Origin of the sequence: Burkholderia pyrrocinia, assembly GCF_022809715.1 — a bacterium.
Taxonomy (GTDB): domain Bacteria; phylum Pseudomonadota; class Gammaproteobacteria; order Burkholderiales; family Burkholderiaceae; genus Burkholderia; species Burkholderia pyrrocinia_C.
This window is the reverse complement of sequence record NZ_CP094460.1, coordinates 267,344-282,989: the sequence shown is the minus strand read 5'-3', so window position 1 is coordinate 282,989 and position 15,646 is coordinate 267,344. Positions and strand designations below refer to the sequence as shown.

At 68.2% G+C, this 15,646-nt stretch carries 14 protein-coding genes; 10 read left to right on the top strand and 4 right to left on the bottom strand.

Annotation, left to right across the window (positions count from 1 at the left end):
• Positions 1-66: 66 nt before the first annotated feature.
• A complete protein-coding gene (locus MRS60_RS18140) occupies positions 67-1,224 on the bottom strand; it encodes an FAD-dependent monooxygenase (RefSeq protein ID WP_034179865.1) in 1,158 nt (385 codons plus the stop codon).
• A gap of 298 nt (positions 1,225-1,522) precedes the next feature.
• Between MRS60_RS18140 and MRS60_RS18135 the strand changes: the two genes are divergently transcribed.
• From MRS60_RS18135 to MRS60_RS18115, 5 genes are all read left to right on the top strand, one after another.
• A complete protein-coding gene (locus MRS60_RS18135; protein ID WP_034179866.1) occupies positions 1,523-2,275 on the top strand; it encodes a maleate cis-trans isomerase family protein in 753 nt (250 codons plus the stop codon).
• Between the two features lie 27 nt (positions 2,276-2,302).
• Entirely contained in the window at positions 2,303-3,133 is an 831-nt protein-coding gene (locus MRS60_RS18130) for an alpha/beta fold hydrolase (RefSeq protein ID WP_105392132.1), read from the top strand.
• A 48-nt stretch (positions 3,134-3,181) separates the two neighbouring features.
• Entirely contained in the window at positions 3,182-4,222 is a 1,041-nt protein-coding gene (locus MRS60_RS18125; protein WP_243566335.1) for a 2,5-dihydroxypyridine 5,6-dioxygenase, read from the top strand.
• Positions 4,223-4,241: 19 nt separating this feature from the next.
• Complete coding sequence (locus tag MRS60_RS18120; RefSeq protein ID WP_034179869.1) at positions 4,242-4,895, top strand: isochorismatase family protein; 654 nt, start codon at positions 4,242-4,244, stop codon at positions 4,893-4,895.
• Between the two features lie 146 nt (positions 4,896-5,041).
• Positions 5,042-7,327, top strand: a complete 2,286-nt coding sequence (locus MRS60_RS18115) for a xanthine dehydrogenase family protein molybdopterin-binding subunit (RefSeq protein ID WP_243566334.1) — start codon at positions 5,042-5,044, stop codon at positions 7,325-7,327.
• Positions 7,328-7,351: 24 nt separating this feature from the next.
• Here MRS60_RS18115 and MRS60_RS18110 read toward each other — a convergent pair whose 3' ends face one another.
• On the bottom strand, positions 7,352-7,798 hold the full coding sequence (locus tag MRS60_RS18110) for a MarR family winged helix-turn-helix transcriptional regulator (RefSeq protein ID WP_034179871.1): 447 nt from the start codon (positions 7,796-7,798) through the stop codon (positions 7,352-7,354).
• Positions 7,799-8,330: 532 nt separating this feature from the next.
• Between MRS60_RS18110 and MRS60_RS18105 the strand changes: the two genes are divergently transcribed.
• Both MRS60_RS18105 and MRS60_RS18100 read left to right on the top strand, forming a co-directional pair.
• Positions 8,331-9,638: an MFS transporter gene (locus MRS60_RS18105; RefSeq protein WP_243566333.1), complete on the top strand. Its 1,308-nt coding sequence runs from the start codon at positions 8,331-8,333 to the stop codon at positions 9,636-9,638.
• A 276-nt stretch (positions 9,639-9,914) separates the two neighbouring features.
• Positions 9,915-10,679, top strand: coding sequence for a DUF4397 domain-containing protein (locus MRS60_RS18100; protein ID WP_034179873.1), 765 nt, complete (start codon positions 9,915-9,917; stop codon positions 10,677-10,679).
• A 66-nt stretch (positions 10,680-10,745) separates the two neighbouring features.
• On the opposite strand, the gene MRS60_RS18095 is transcribed toward MRS60_RS18100, so the two are convergent.
• Both MRS60_RS18095 and MRS60_RS18090 read right to left on the bottom strand, forming a co-directional pair.
• Positions 10,746-11,300 carry a DUF3005 domain-containing protein gene (locus MRS60_RS18095; RefSeq protein ID WP_105392129.1) on the bottom strand — a complete coding sequence of 185 codons (555 nt, stop codon included), beginning with the start codon at positions 11,298-11,300 and terminating at the stop codon, positions 10,746-10,748.
• Positions 11,301-11,497: 197 nt separating this feature from the next.
• Positions 11,498-11,737 (bottom strand): hypothetical protein, encoded by a 240-nt coding sequence (locus MRS60_RS18090; protein ID WP_161785049.1) that lies wholly within the window; start codon positions 11,735-11,737, stop codon positions 11,498-11,500.
• Between the two features lie 232 nt (positions 11,738-11,969).
• Between MRS60_RS18090 and MRS60_RS18085 the strand changes: the two genes are divergently transcribed.
• The 3 genes from MRS60_RS18085 to MRS60_RS18075 all read left to right on the top strand — a co-directional run bounded on the left by MRS60_RS18085 (position 11,970) and on the right by MRS60_RS18075 (position 15,493).
• Positions 11,970-13,520, top strand: a complete 1,551-nt coding sequence (locus tag MRS60_RS18085) for an NCS1 family nucleobase:cation symporter-1 (protein ID WP_175748592.1) — start codon at positions 11,970-11,972, stop codon at positions 13,518-13,520.
• A 22-nt stretch (positions 13,521-13,542) separates the two neighbouring features.
• Entirely contained in the window at positions 13,543-14,271 is a 729-nt protein-coding gene (locus MRS60_RS18080; protein WP_034179877.1) for an aspartate/glutamate racemase family protein, read from the top strand.
• A gap of 73 nt (positions 14,272-14,344) precedes the next feature.
• A complete protein-coding gene (locus MRS60_RS18075) occupies positions 14,345-15,493 on the top strand; it encodes a LysR family transcriptional regulator (RefSeq protein WP_243566332.1) in 1,149 nt (382 codons plus the stop codon).
• Positions 15,494-15,646 lie beyond the last annotated feature (153 nt).

Sequence of the window (15,646 nt, the reverse complement as noted above, 5' to 3'; positions counted from 1 at the left end):
CACGGGTTCCGGCACATCGATCCCCGCGACAGCGAAGCGCCGGCCGGCGCGGGAATCGCGTGCGCGTCAGGCCGCGGCCGCCACGTTGTTGCGCGACGGCGAGACGAGCGGCACGTCGAACACGTCGTAGCCGAACACCCAAGACGGATCCTCGTTCGTGCGCAGCCACGTGTTGTTGTGCGACACGAGCTGCACCTTCGACGCGCGCGCCGCGCGATTCGCCTCGTACAGCGCAAACGCGCCCGCGTAGTCGCTCGCACCGACCTCGTCGAGACAGCGCGCGAGCATCGCCGCATCCTCGATCGCCATCGCCGCGCCCTGCGCCATGTGCGGCTTCATCGGATGGCATGCGTCGCCGAGCAGCACGAGCCGGCCGCGGCTCCACAGCGGCAGCGGATCTCGTTCGAGCAGCGGCCACTTGGTGATCGACGGCGACACGTCGATCAGGTGCTGGATGTCGGCGTGGAAACCCGCGAACGCGTCGCGCATCTCGTCGCGGCTGCTGTCGACCATCGACACGCCTTCGGGCCATTCGGCCTGCGGCACGCCGGTCACGTAGTAATACTCGTCGCGCTTCTCGGTCACGTAGTAGACCATCATGTGGCGATCCTCCGACCACCACTTCACGCACATGTCGTACGGCTTGTTGCCGAGCAGCGATGCCGGAAACACCGCGCGGTGCGCGACATAACCCGTATAGCGCGGCGGCTCCGCACCGAGCAGGTGCTCGCGGATCCGCGAATTCACGCCGTCCGCGCCGATCACGATGTCGGCCGTCTCGACGCTGCCGTCGGAGAACGTCAGGCGCACCGCGTCGCCGGTGTCCTCCACCGCCGCGAGCCGCTTGCCGAAGCGGATCGTGCCGGGCGTCACCGCCTGCGTCATCAATGCGTGGAAATCGCCGCGATGCACGGTCAGGTAGCTCGCGCCGTAGGTCTTGCGCGCGTAGTCGCCGAGCGGGATCTGCGCGAGCACGTCGGCCGTCTGCCAGTCGCGGCTGTACCAGAAATCCGGATGCGAACCCATCGTGTTCAGCGCGTCCTCGCAGCCGATGCGCCGCATGATCTTCATCACGTTCGGGCCGAGGTGGATGCCCGCGCCGAGGCGCGAGAACGCCGGCGCCTGCTCGTACAGCGCGACGTCGTAGCCGCCGCGCTGAAGCAGCGCCGCGGCGGCCGTGCCGCCGAGACCGGCGCCGATGATTGCGATACGGGGTGTGCTCATGCGGATCTCCTGATCGTGAGCCCGTCGCCTGACGCGGCGCTAGAACGGGCGGATTGAATGGCGTTTATTTAGCGTACACACTCAATTTATTCAGGACAAGCGGATTGTTGATCGCTGCAATCTCATTCGGGAAAACACCGATAAATACTCGTATATCCACGTACTCAAACGCTCAACACGCGCCGAGCATCATTTTGATACATTGCCATTTTCAAATGTACACACTAGACTTTGCTCGAAATCCGGCGATCCCGCGCCAGCGTGCCGCCCCTCCCTTACCGACACGGAGCCTCCCGTCATGAGCAAGACCTACCGCATCGGCCAGATCGTGCCGAGTTCCAACACGACGATGGAAACCGAGATCCCCGCAATGCTGCGGTTGCGCGAAACGATCCGCCCCGAGCGCTTCACGTATCACTCGAGCCGGATGCGGATGAAGAAGGTCGTCAAGGAGGAACTGGCGGCGATGGATGCCGAATCCGACCGCTGCGCGGTCGAACTGAGCGACGCGCGCGTCGACGTGCTCGGTTACGCATGCCTCGTCGCGATCATGGCGATGGGGCACGGCTACCACCGCGTGTCGCAGGCGCGCCTGACCAAGCACACGGCCGACAACGGTGCACAGGCGCCCGTGCTGACGAGCGCGGGTGCGCTCGTCGACGCGCTGAAGGTGATCGGCGCGAAGCGCATCGTCGTCGTCGCGCCGTATATGAAGCCGTTGACGGAACTCGTGGTCGACTACATCCGCAACGAAGGCTTTGAAGTGCTCGGCTACCGCGCGCTGGAAATTCCCGACAACCTCGACGTCGGCCGTCACGATCCGGCACGCCTGCCCGACATCGTGAAAACGCTGCCGTACCAGGACGCCGACGCGATCGTGCTGTCCGCATGCGTGCAGATGCCGTCGCTGCCGGCCGTCGCGAAGGTCGAGGCGATGACGGGCAAGCCGGTGATCACGGCCGCGATCGCGACCACCTACGCGATGCTGCGCGAGCTCGACCTCGAGCCGGTCGTGCCCGGCGCCGGCGCGCTGCTGTCCGGCGCGTACTGAACGCTGCCCTTCCGACGGAGTCCATTCATGCCCTCGACTTTCCTGTACGGCGCGAACATCCGCGCGAACGGCATCCGCCAGCACTACCTGCGCTACGGCGGCGCGACCGGCGCGCGCGCATCGCGCCCTGCGATCGTGCTGATTCCCGGCATCACGAGCCCCGCGATCACCTGGGGTTTCGTCGGTGAGACATTCGGCGCGACGTTCGACACCTATGTGCTCGACGTGCGCGGCCGCGGGCTGTCCGACGCATCGCCATCGCTCGACTACAGCCTCGATGCGCAGGCCGACGACGTCGCGGCGCTCGTCGCCGCGCTCGGCCTGCCGCGCACGAGCCTCGTCGGCCATTCGATGGGCGCGCGGATCGCCGCGCGTGCGGCGCGGCGCGACATCCGCGGGCTCGCATCCGTCGTGCTCGTCGATCCGCCCGTGTCGGGCCCGAACCGCCGCGACTATCCGGGCAAGCTGCCGTGGTACATCGACTCGATGGCGCTCGCGCGCGCCGGCACCGACGCCGAAGGCATGCGCGCGTTCTGCCCGACCTGGACCGATGCCGAACTGCAGTTGCGCGCCGAGTGGCTGCATACCTGCGACGAGCGCGCGGTACGCGCGAGCTATGAAGGATTCCATACCGACGATTTCCATGCGGACGCCGCACAACTGGCCGTGCCATCGCTGCTGATCACGGCCGAACGCGGCGACGTGGTGCGCGACGACGACGTCGCGGAACTGCAGCGCGCGACGCCGTCGATGCAGCACGTGCGCGTGCCCGACGCCGGCCACATGATCCCGTGGGACAACGCGCCGGGCTTCTACGCGGCGTTCGGCAGCTTTCTCGGCGCGCCGCTCGCGGCCTGATCGCTCGGCGGCCGCCCTTTTTCCCTCACGCCTTTACCGGAGCCGACGATGCCAGTCAGCGACACCCAACTGATCGACGCGTGGAAGCAGGTGCTCACGCTGTCGCGCCTCGAACCGGGCCAGACCGTCACGATCCTGACGAGCGCGGCCACCCACCCGCAGACGCTGTCGTGCGCGCTGATCGCGACGCAATCGATGGGCGCGATCGTCAACCGGCTCGACCTGCCGCCGGTGAACGGCGAGAAAGCGTTCAGCCGCGACCCGCTCGCGTATCTCGGCACGACGCCGCTGACCGGCAACAAGGCCGCGATCGCCGCGCTGCGCGAGAGCGACCTCGTGCTCGACCTGATGACGCTGCTGTTCTCGCCCGAACAGCACGAGATCCTGAAATCCGGCACGAAGATCCTGCTCGCGGTCGAGCCGCCCGAAGTGCTCGTGCGGATGGTGCCGACGCTGGCCGACCGCACACGCGTGCTCGCCGCGGCGAAGCAAATCGCCGCCGCCCGCGAGATGCGCGTGACGTCGGCGGCCGGCACCGCGCTCACCTGCCCGCTCGGCGACTTCTCGCCGACTGCCGAATACGGCTTCGTCGACGCGCCCGGCCGCTGGGATCACTGGCCGAGCGGTTTCGCGCTGACCTACCCGAACGACCGCACCGCGCGCGGCACGATCGTGATCGACCGCGGCGACATCCTGCTGCCGCAGAAGCACTATGTAAGCGAGCCGATCGCGCTGACCGTCGAAGGCGGTTATGCGACGCGCATCGAAGGCGGCGTCGACGCCGACCTGCTGCGCGACTACATGGAGACCTTCGCCGACCCCGAAGGCTATGCGATCTCGCATATCGGCTGGGGGCTGCAGCCGCGCGCGCGCTGGTCGACGCTCGGGCTGTACGACCGCGAGGCGACGATCGGGATGGACGCGCGCGCGTTCGAGGGCAACTTCCTGTTCTCGCTCGGCCCGAACAACGAAGGCGGCGGCAACCGCACGACCACCTGCCACATCGACATTCCGCTGCGCCGCTGCACGGTCGAACTCGACGGCGCAACCGTCGTGCGCGACGGCCGCGTGACCGATCAACCTGCGTGACCGACGAGCGCCAGACACCATGAACGATCTTTCCCATCACGCCGAAGCGAACGTCTACCGCCAGCAGGGTTTCGGCACGCCGCTGCCGCCGCACGGCAACATCGGCCTGCTGATCGTCGACTTCGTGGTCGGCTTCGCCGATCCCGCGACGTTCGGCGGCGGCAACATCGCGCCGGCGATCGCACGCACGACGCACGCGCTCGCGCTGGCGCGCGAACGCGGCTGGCCCGTCGCGCACAGCCGCATCGTGTACGCGGACGACGGCAGCGACGACAACGTCTTCTCGCTGAAGGTGCCCGGCATGGCGACGCTGACCGAGCATCATCCGAACAGCGCGATCGTGCCCGAGCTCACGCCCGCGGCCGGCGAACTCGTCGTACGCAAGACCGTGCCATCGGCATTCTTCGGCACGCAACTGGCGCCCTGGCTCGCGCAGCGCGCGGTGCAGACGCTGCTCGTCGCGGGCGCCGTGACGAGCGGCTGCGTGCGTGCGAGCGTCGTCGACGCAATGTCGCACGGGTTCCGCCCGCTCGTGCTCGCGGATTGCGTCGGCGATCGCGCGATCGCGCCGCACGACGCGAACCTGTTCGACATGCAGCAGAAATATGCGGCCGTGATGCCGCTCGACGACGCGATCGCGGCGATCGATGCCATGCACGCACACGCACGCTGAGTCGCGACGGATCGCGGGCGGCGCATGCGTCGCCCGCGATTGACGCTGCGCTTTTGGCGGCCTAGATTGGCCTGACGCGCGCCGCCCGAACCCTCTCCGCCGCAACCGGTCGCCGGCCGCGCCGCTCCCGACAGGACACCTTCCCCGTGAACCGTTCCGAATTGCTCGTGCGCGACGGCTGCCTGACCGTGATCCGCCCGCCCGCACCTCCGCCCAAGCCGGCGCCCGGCCAGCCGGGCAGCCTGTCGTCCTACGTGCCGGCACTGCCCGAAGTCTTCGTCGCGATTCTCGATGACGGCCGCATCCTCGCGTTCAACGGACACGTCGATCTCGGCACCGGCATCCGCACGTCGCTCGCACAGATCGTCGCCGAGGAACTCGACGTGCCGGCCGCACGCGTGACGATGGTGCTCGGCGACACGGCCGCGACACCGAACCAGGGCCCGACCATCGCGAGCGCGACGATCCAGATTTCCGCGACGCCGCTGCGCTGCGCGGCCGCGCAGACGCGCCACGCGCTGCTGGCGCTTGCCGCCGAGCGGTTCAGTGTCGACGTGGAGCGGCTGGTTATCGACAACGGGACCATTTCGGCGGACGGGCAAACGGCGACGTTCGCGGCGCTCGTCACCATGCATCGCATCGCGCTGACGCTGGACCTGAACACGCGCACGAAAGATCCCGCGCTGTACCGGATCGTCGGCAAGTCGGCGCCGCGCGTCGACCTGCCCGCGAAAGCGACCGGCCAGCTCACGTTCGTGCACGACATGCGCGTGCCGGGCATGCTGCACGGCCGTGTCGTGCGGCCGCCGTATGCGGGCCACGACAGCGGCCCGTTCGTCGGCACGTCGCTCGTCGACGTCGATCGCGCGTCGGTCGCCGACGTGCCGGGGCTGGTGGCTGTCGTCGCGATCGGCGATTTCGTCGGCGTGGTTGCCGAACGCGAGGAACATGCGATCCGCGCGGCGCGCCAGTTGCGCGTGACGTGGCGGCCGCATACCGCGCTGCCGCCGCTCGACGAGCCGGCCGCCGCGATCGCCGCCGCGCCGGCCAAGCGCCGCGTGCTGCTCGACGAAGGCGATGTCGACGCGGCGCGCGCGTTGCCCGACACGATCACGCTGTCGCGCACCTATGCGTGGCCGTTCCAGATGCACGGCTCGATCGGCCCGTCATGCGCGCTCGCCGACTACCGGGAACCGGGCGACGGCCGGATCACCGTGTGGTCCGGCACGCAGAATCCCGTATCGCTGCGCTACGACCTCGCGACGCTCGTCGCGCGCGACGAAGCCGATTTCGACGTCGTGCGGATGGAAGCGGCCGGCTGCTACGGCCGCAACGGCGCGGACGACGTGTGCGGCGACGCGCTGCTGCTGTCGCGTGCGGTCGGCCGCCCGGTGCGCGTGCAACTGTCGCGTGCGGACGAGCATCTATGGGAACCGAAAGGCGCCGGCCAGTCGATGCAGGTAACCGGCACAGTCACCCGCGACGGCCGCCTGCTCGGCTACGACTTCACGACGCGCTATCCGTCGAACGACGCGCCGCTGCTCGCGGCGTTGCTGACCGGCACGATCGCGCCCGAGCCGCGCGTGTTCGAGATGGGCGATCGCACGGCCGTGTCGCCGTACGCGAGCCCGCATCGCCGCTTCGTCTGCGAGGATCTCGCGCCGCTCGTGCGTGCGTCGTGGCTGCGCGGCGTGTCGGCATTGCCGAACTCGTTCGCGCACGATGCGTTCGTCGACGAATGCGCGGCGTTGACGGGCATCGATCCGCTCGTATTCCGGCTGCGCCATCTGCAGGACACGCGCGCGACCGAACTGCTGCAGGCCGTGGCCGACCGCGCGGGCTGGACGCCGCGCCCGGCGCACGCGCATCGCGAACACGACGGCGCGCGCCTCGCGCGCGGTCGCGGCGTCGCGTATGCGCGCTACGTGCACAGCCGCTTCCCCGGTTTCGGCGCGGCGTGGTCGGCATGGATCGTCGACCTGAGCGTCGATCGCGTGTCGGGCGAGATACGCATCGAACGCGTGACGGTCGGCCAAGACACCGGCACGATGATCAACCCGGATGGCGTGCGCCACCAGATCCACGGCAACGTGATCCAGGTATTGAGCCGCACGCTGAAGGAGCGCGTGCGGTTCGCGGACGGCAAGGTCGCGTCGCGCGAATGGGCGAGCTATCCGATCCTGACGTTCGCGGAAGTGCCGGACGTCGATGTCGTGCTGATGCCGAGACAAGGCGAGCCGCCGCTCGGCGCGGGCGAATCGGCGTCGGTGCCGGGCCCTGCGGCGGTTGCGAACGCGTTGTTCGACGCGACCGGCGTGCGGTTCTACGCGCCGCCGTTTACGCCCGAAGCGGTGCGCGCGGCGCTGCGCGAGGCCGGCCGGCTGATGAGCGCCGATGAAGCCGCTGCGCCCGCAACCGCCGGCGCTGCGTAGGCCGGCCGGCGCCCCGCGTGCGCATCACGCTTCGCCGTCTTCTTCCATCATCTTGCGCAGCAGGAACTGCAGCGCGACCCGCTCGCCCGGATTGAGCGCGCCATACGTGCGCTCCGTGACCTGCCTCGCGAACGGCACAGTACGGTCGATCAGCGCGAGCCCGGTCGCGGTCGCGCGCACGATCAGCTTGCGGCCGTCGTTCGGGTCGGGCAGCACCTCGATCAGCGCGCGCGTCTTCAGGCGCTCGACGACGCCGCGAATCGTCGCCTGGTCGATCGCGGTCGCCTTGACGATGTCGTTCAGCGAGCACGCCTGGCGTTCCTTGACCGCGCACAGCGTCACGAACTGCGCGGCCGTGAGATCCGAATCGGGGATCGCTTCCTGGAAGATCGACACGTGCCGCTGATACGCACGGCGCAGCAAATGTCCGATCTGGTCGTGAAAGTCGTAGGAATCCTTGGAAGACGCCATGAAAGTGAAGGCCTGTGCCGCATGCAAGTGAAAGACAAGCAGTGTACACCCTCAATTTGGCGCAACCGGCGGCCGGGCGGCCGCTTCATTGCGGTGCATCAGGATTAGCGGCACCCGGCACGCATCGCGCCTGACGATCGCCTGACGGCGGCGGATCACCGGCCGATGCCGTCGCCTAACGGTCGCCCCGTGCGTCCGGGCCTGCTGCCTCACGTGCATTTGCACGCTGCGACACACTCTCGCGCACACACTTCACTTTTGAGCGCATACGCACGAATTTTGTGCATGCTTTCGCGCGCTCGCAGGCCATTTCCACATGCGTTTTAGATCGTCAAAAGCCCTATCAAAAGCGCGGTTTTTCTCATGCAGACACTTACCTCCAAGCGGCCGGATTCATGCCTGTGCGATTCGGTATTTTCTAGTGTGTACGCTATTTAATTGCCGTGATATACAGACTCCAGTGCGCGGCGAAATGTCCGCCCGCGTCGATCGGCCACCCATTCATCCGTCACACTCGAACAGGGGCAATCCCATGTCTACCGCACACCCGAGCGCCGCCGTTTCCCCCGACGACGCGCAGCACGGCAATCTCTATCGCAAGGTCACGCTGCGCCTGATCACCCTCTTCTGCCTGTGCTACTTCGCGGCCTATCTCGACCGCATCAATATCGGGCTCGCGAAACTCCAGATGCTCGACGCGCTGAAGTTCAGCGATACCGTGTACGGGCTCGGCGCCGGCCTGTTCTTCGCCGGCTACATCCTGTTCGAAGTCCCAAGCAACCTGGTGCTGCAGCGCGTCGGCGCGAAGCTGTGGATCGCGCGGATCATGATCACGTGGGGCCTGCTGTCGGGTGCGACGATGTTCGTGCACACGCCGATGCAGTTCTACGTCGTGCGCTTCCTGCTCGGCGCCGCCGAAGCCGGCTTCCTGCCGGGCGTGCTGCTGTACCTGACGCAGTGGTATCCCGATGCGCGCCGCGCACGGATCGTCGCGCTGTTCATGGTCGGCCTGCCGCTGTCGAGCATGATCGGCAGCCCGATCTCCGGCTGGATCATGCGCGCGTTCGACGGCACGCACGGGCTCGGCGGCTGGCAGTGGCTGTTCCTGCTCGAAGCACTGCCGTCGGTGCTGCTCGGCTTCGCGGTGCTGCGCTGGCTGCCCAACAGCATCGAATCCGCGCAATGGCTAAACGCGGACGAAAAGCGGATGCTGCGCGCGAATCTCGACGCCGATCCGTCCGGCAACAAGAGCCACGCGCTCGGCAAGGCCTTCTCCGATCCGAAGGTATGGGCGCTCGGCCTGATCGACCTGTGCGTGCTGCTCGGCCTGTATGCGGTGAGCTTCTGGCTGCCGACGATCCTGCGCGACACCGGCGTGAAGGATGCGTATCACATCGGCTGGCTGATGGTGATTCCGAATGCCGCGGCCGTGCTCGCCACGCTGTATTGCGGCGCGAGCTCGGATCGCGCGCGCGAACGCCGCTGGCATATCGTCGTACCGTTCGTGGTGTCGGCCGTCGCGCTGGCGATCGCGGCCTCGTCGTTGCACGGCACGCTCGGGACGGTACTGCTGTTTTCGCTGATCAACGCAGGCGCGGCTGCCGCGATGCCGGTCGTCTGGGCGTTGCCGTCCACGTTCCTGAAGGGCTCCGCCGCGGCCGGCGGGATCGCGTTCGCGTGCTCGATCGCGAACCTCGGCGGGTTCGGCAGCACCTACTTCATCGGCTGGCTGCGCGACACGTTCCATTCGCAAAGCGCGGGGCTGTATGGCTTCGCCGCGTGCATGCTGGTCGGCTGCGCACTCGCGCTCGCGTATCCGGCAAAACTCGTGAACCGCTGACGCAACGCGTCGCCTGCCGCGACGCTGCCCTTTTTTACAACCGCCCGCGTCAGGCTCGTTCGCCACACACCCGCCCTCGTTTCGCGCCCGCGCCGCCACCCCACGCGCGCGGGCGCGGGTTTCCCGCCCTCGTCGACCGCGCAGGCACATCGCTTGCGCCATCGACGCGCCCGCCTCCCCGGCGGACAGCATCCTTCACCCAACCTGCGCTGCGCACCGCGCGATCCAGCGCGGCGTTCCCGCGTCGCCAGCAGGTTCCCTGAACGAGAGGACGACATGAAATCAATACGAACACTGGTGGCCCTGTGCTCCGTCATTTCCGTGCTCGCGGCGTGCGGCGGCGACGGCAACGACGTCGGCACCGAACTCGGCATCTCGAAGCCGCAGGCGCGCTTCATCAACGCGGTCCCGGCCGGGCCGAACCTCGACTACTACCTGAACGCGAAGATCGACCAGGCGGGTGTCGCGTACAAGGGCGTGACGCGCTATCACGACATCGACTCGGGCACGCAGAACGCGAGCTACGACATCTCGGGCACGACGACGACCATCGCCGCGCAATCGTTCAGCGCGGCGAACGGCCATCACTACACGACGATCGCGCTGCCGAGCAAGTCGTCGGCGATTTCCGTCATCGACGATCCGTACAACAAGGGCTTGCTGTCGGACAAGGCGCGCGTGCGCAGCTTCAACGCGTCGCCGAACGCGCAGAACGTCGACGTATACGTCGTTCCGCCCGGCACCGACATCTCGACGCAAAGCCCGACGCTGGCGGGCGCGGCCTACCAGAACGCGGTGCCGGCATCGACGCAGGATTCGATCTACCTCAATGGCGGCAGCTACCAGGTGATCGTCACGGTGGCCGGCAGCAAAGCACCGATCCTCAAGACCGCGCCGGTCACCATCAACAACAACGCCGACTGGCTGCTCTTGACGATTCCGTCGGGCGGGATCGGCGACGTGACGCCGAACGACATTCACGTGCTCGTTGCACAGGGCAACGATGCCGATACGTCGGCACTGGAGCTGGGCCCGCAGTAAGGGCTCCAAACGGTCGCGGCGGCCGGTGCGGTTGCGCCGGCCGCCGGATGATCTCCAGCCTCGGCATCAGTCGACCCGCTCGAGACGGATCACATGCTCGGCGCGCGTGCCGGTGCCGTGCTCGACAGCGATATCGACATCGCCGACATGGCGCACGCGCCAGCCCGGCCGCGTCGCGATCTGCGGCAGGTTGCCGGACGGGCGGCTCTCGATCCCGCCGAGCCCTTCGTCGGGCGTATCGACCGCGTCGTCGAGCGACGCATTCGAATGGATCACGTTGTCGTGCCACTCCGATGCGCCCGCGGCCGCTTCCATGCCCTTGCCGTCGACGTCGACCGTGTTGTCGGTCATCGCCATGTTCGCGTTGTCGAGCGTGACGATCCGGCCGGCCGCGCGCCGCACGGGGTCTCCGCTGTCGACCGCGTGCGCGCCGACGTCGATCGGCGGCAGGCCGGTCGGCATTTTCCCCGCGACCGCCTCCGGCGTCAGCGGGTGCCGCGCCACCTCGGCGGCCTGGGTCGCCGCGTCGGGCATGTCGCCGGCCGCCGGCGTCTTTACCGGGCTCTTCTCGATCTGTTCCCGCTGCTTTTGCGGGTCAGGGTTCGATTCCGCGTTCTGCATCGCACCTCCTGTCCGGCCGGCGTGCGCCGGCTCGAGCCGGCGCCGCCGGTCCTGGAATCGCTACAACGGTCCTTGCAAATCTTTCATGCGCACGGCCGCGCACACGCGCGCCACCCTGCGCCCGTGCGAAGCCCGCACGGCACTCGATCCGCGAACGGCGCACTTGCGCGCCGTCCTCCCAGTCGCGCAGCCGCCCTTCAGCCGCCGCTCGCGCCGCCCGGCGCGGAAGCGGCGCCAGGCATGCTTGCGCCGCTTCCGGCCGCTCCGCTGCCCGGCATGCCCGACGGTGCGGTGGACGGCGCAGCCGACATGCCGCTCGTTGCGCCCGACTCGCCGCTGTCGCTCTTCTTCTGGCAACCCGCGCCTGCCGCAAGGCCCGCGATCAGGATGCCGGCGAAGACGGCTCGCGATACATGACGAAATGAATATCGCTGCATGACACCTCCGCTGATGTCGATGTGGATGGAGCCCGCTGGCGAGCAATTCGCATGCCGCGCCCGGCCGCCGCTGCCGACGGCATTCCATTCATTTTTCAAATGACGCCCAGCCGAATATTTAATTTCCCATCATCGCGCCGGCCGCCCATACTCGCGAACAAATCCGAGACATAAGGTCCACGGCGGCCAAGCCGGCGCAGCGTGTACACGCTGCCGGTTTCGCGCCCCGCACATGGAAGGAGACAACGGCGTGCAACTGGAAGCCACTCACCGCCCGGGCCTCGTGCTCGGCGCGGACGACGCATCGCATCGATCCGACACGGCCTCGCGCGCCCCCGCGCTGAGCCCGCGGCTGCACAACCCCGACCTCGCGCCGACCAGGGCCGAGGGCCGGACCTGGGGCCGCTACAGCATCTTTGCGCTGTGGACCAACGACGTGCACAACATCGCGAACTACTCGTTCGCGATCGGGCTGTTCGCGCTCGGCCTGTCGGGCTGGCAGATGCTCGCGTCGCTCGCGATCGGCGCGGTGCTCGTGTACTGCTTCATGAACCTCACCGGCTACATGGGCCAGAAGACCGGCGTGCCGTTCCCGGTGATCAGCCGGATGAGCTTCGGTATCTACGGCGCGCTGCTGCCCGCGATGATCCGCGCGGTGATCGCGATCGCTTGGTTCGGTATCCAGACCTATCTCGCGTCCGTCGTGCTGCGCGTGCTGCTCACCGCGATCTGGCCGGGCCTCGCCGCATTCGACCGGAACGCGATCTTCGGGCTGTCGACGCTCGGCTGGATCACGTTCGTCGCGATCTGGCTCGTGCAGATCGGCATCCTCACGTACGGGATGGAAATGGTCCGCAAGTACGAGGGGCTCGCCGGCCCGGTGATCCTCGTCACGACGCTGTCGCTCGCCGCGTGGATGTTCAGCCGCACGGGCGGCCATCTCGCGATGTCGATCGGCAAGCCGATGACCGGCGTGAAGATGTGGACGGAGGTCTTCGCGGGCGGTTCGCTGTGGCTCGCGATCTACGGCACGCTGGTGCTCAACTTCTGCGATTTCGCCCGCTCGTCGCCGAGCGCGAAGACGGTGCGGGTCGGCAATTTCTGGGGCCTGCCGGTGAACATCCTCGTGTTCGCGACGATCAGCTTCGTGCTCGCCGGCGCGCAGTTCAAGCTGAACGGCCAGATCATCCACAGCCCGACGGAAATCATCGCGACGGTGCCGAACAAGCTGTTCCTCGTGCTTGGTTGCCTCGCATTCCTGATCGTTACGGTCGCCGTGAACATCATGGCGAACTTCGTCGCACCGGCCTTCGTGCTGACGAGCCTCGCGCCGCACCGCCTGTCGTTCCGCCGCGCGGGCCTGATCAGCGCGACGATTGCCGTGCTGATCCTGCCGTGGAACCTGTACAACAGCCCGATCGTGATCGTCTACTTCCTGTCCGGCCTCGGCGCGCTGCTCGGCCCGCTGTACGGGATCATCACGGTCGACTACTGGCTCGTACGCAAGCAGCGCGTGAACGTGCCCGACCTCTATACCGAAGCGCCGACCGGCGCCTATTTCTATACGCGCGGCGTGAACCGCAAGGCGCTCGCGGCGCTCGTGCCGTCCGCGCTGATCTCGATCACGCTCGCCGTCGTGCCGGCCTTCAGCGCGATGACGCCGTTCTCCTGGCTGCTCGGCGCGGCCATCGCGGGCAGCGTGTACTGGCTGCTGGCCGATCGCAAACGGCAATACGACGAGCGCTCGGGCGAACACATCGCGGTCGCCTGCGCGCAACACTGAACCCACGCATACGGAGTGCCCGATGAGGATCCTGGTAGTCAACGTCAACACGACCGAGTCGATCACCGACGCGATCGCCGCGCAGGCGCGGGCCGCCGCGTCGCCCGGCACGGAGATCGTCGGGCTGACGCCGCGCTTCGGCGCGGAGTCGGTCGAAGGCAACTTCGAGAGCTACCTCGCGGCGATCGCCGTGATGGATCGCGTGTTGAGCTACGACGAGCCGTATGACGCGGTGATCCAGGCCGGCTACGGCGAACACGGCCGCGAAGGCCTGCAGGAACTGCTGACGGTGCCCGTCGTCGACATCACCGAAGCGGCCGCGAGCATCGCGATGCTGCTCGGGCATCGCTACTCGGTCGTCACGACGCTCGACCGCACGGTGCCGCTGATCGAGGATCGCCTGAAGCTCGCCGGGCTCGACGCGCGCTGCGCGTCGGTGCGCGCGAGCGGCCTCGCGGTGCTCGAGCTCGAAGAGAACCCGGCCCGCGCGATCGAGTCGATCGTCGGCCAGGCGCAGCGCGCGGTGAAGGACGATCGCGCGGAAGTGATCTGCCTCGGCTGCGGCGGAATGGCCGGCCTCGACCGGCAGATCGAGGAATGCACGGGCGTGCCGGTGGTCGACGGCGTATCGGCCGCGGTCGCGCTCGCCGAGTCGCTGGTACGCCTGAAGCTGAAGACGTCGAAGGTCCGCACATACGCGCCGCCGCGCCCGAAGCGGATCGTCGGCTGGCCGGGAACCTTCGCAAAATGACGGGCCGCCGGCCGGCTGCCGCGTCGCGCTCGGGCTCGGGTTCGTGCTCTGTGCCGCCGGGAGGCGTATCGGCATGCGGGACCCGCTAGATCCGACCTCCCTGCCCCGCAACGCGTCCACCGCCACGGACGTGCTCGACGTACTGGATGCACGGCTGATGCGCATCCTGCTCGTGCTGCTGACCGAGCGCACCGTATCGCGTGCGGCCGTGCGCCTGAACATGTCGCAGCCGGCGACGAGCGCCGCGCTCAAGCGGCTGCGCACGCTGCTCGGCGATCCGCTGCTCGTGCGCAGCCGCTACGGGATGGTGCCGACCGAGTTCGGCGCGCGGCTGATCGAACCGCTGCGCAACGCGCTGCGCGTGATCGACTTCATCCGCATCCAGCAGCCGACGTTCGACGCGCGCACGTCGGTGCGCACCTACCGGATCGGCTGCCCCGACTATCTGAACGTGCTGTTCGTGCCGAAGCTCGTCGCGCTGTTCCGCGAGCGCGCGCCGAACGCGCAGCTCGTGTTCCATCCGCTCGGCGACGGTTTCGACGACGAGCGCGCACTCGCCGACGGCGAACTCGACGTCGTGATCGACAATCGCCCGGCCCGCTCGTCGCGGTTCCGGCAGGACGACCTGTTCGACGATCGCGTCGTATGCCTGATGCGCGCGACGCATCCGCTCGCGCGGCGCGGCGCGATGACGGCCGCCGATTTCGCGGCAGCGCCGCAGCTGTGCCCGACGCCGTCGTGGCTCGAAGCGTCCGGCGCGATCGATCGGCAGCTTGAACGCGTGGGCCTGCTGCGGCGAATCGTCGTCACGCTGCCGCACTTCGAACTCGCCGCGCATGCGCTCGTGCGCTCCGACATGATCCTGACCACCACGTACCGGCTCGCGCGGCACTACGCGAAGCTGCTGCCGCTCGCCGCGGTCGCGCTGCCGGTCGAACCGGCGGATATCGTGTACCGGATGACGTGGAACGAATCGGGATCGTGCGTCGAAGGCGTGCGCTGGCTGCGCGGGCTGATCGCCGAAGCGACGCGCGGCTGGCTCGACGCCGAGGCCGCGCTGCCGGCGGTTGCGGCGGTTGCGTCCGCAACCGAACCGGCGGCGCCCGCGCCCGAGCCGCCACGTCCGCCGCGAGCACGCAAGGCAACGCACTGCCGCGCTGCGCGCCGGCCGCTCGTCGCACGCGTCGCGCGTCAGCAGCGCCACACGACGAAATCGCACTGAACCACGGCGAACGCGCGTCATGTCGCCGCACGCGCATCGCACCGGTTGTCGTCGCATCGATCGCCACGGGGCTACGCGTACCCTGCTCGCGGCCAATACATCGGCGATCCGGCTCGATCCGCCAATCCGATCGCGCATTTCCTCTGCGCGTCG